The 562-nt window shown below is 65.5% G+C and carries 1 pseudogene; it reads right to left on the bottom strand.

Annotation, left to right across the window (positions count from 1 at the left end):
- Positions 1-470: pseudogene (locus RNB18_RS50885) on the bottom strand (hypothetical protein); the annotation flags it as partial.
- Between the last annotated feature and the right edge of the window lie 92 nt (positions 471-562).

Raw genomic sequence — 562 nt, 5'->3', positions numbered from 1 at the left:
TACATCAACAGCGTCACGGCCTTCTTGCCGTCGGGTGCGGTTCCCGAGATGACGGTGCCGTTCGAACCCACCGGCACCGGTTGCGGCTGGCCACCGGTCACCATGGTGCTCACCGCCGCGGAGGCCTGCTTGAGTGTTGCCACCGCGGTCTCCGCGTCCGGGTAGATCAGGATGGTGTCGGCGATCGCCCTGGTGTCGTCGGCGTTGACGAACAGTGCGCTGGCCCCGGACTGACCGTCGGGGTTGACGTTGCTGGACCGGGCCGTGAACGAGTCAGGTGGAATGCTGACATCCTCGGCCTGCAGCAGCAGATGGCTGTAGTCGGACGCCTGCGATTTCGGTGACTTCGGGGCGGCTGCCGATGTCGACGTGGACGGCGTGGCAACCCACGGCGTACTCGGCGATTCGCCGGCCGGGGAGCATGCGACGGCCGTGCCGACGATGGCCGCGGCAAGACCGATGGTGATCAAGAACCTGGGGTGATTGGTTGTCGTGAGCGACATAGTTACTGTTCAGGGTACGCGTCGCTGCGCCGGAGCCGGTTTCCTGCGGTATATGTGGA

Source organism: Streptomyces doebereineriae, from assembly GCF_031845645.1.
GTDB lineage: Bacteria > Actinomycetota > Actinomycetes > Streptomycetales > Streptomycetaceae > Streptomyces > Streptomyces canus.
This window is presented reverse-complemented; position numbering and strand designations above follow the sequence as displayed.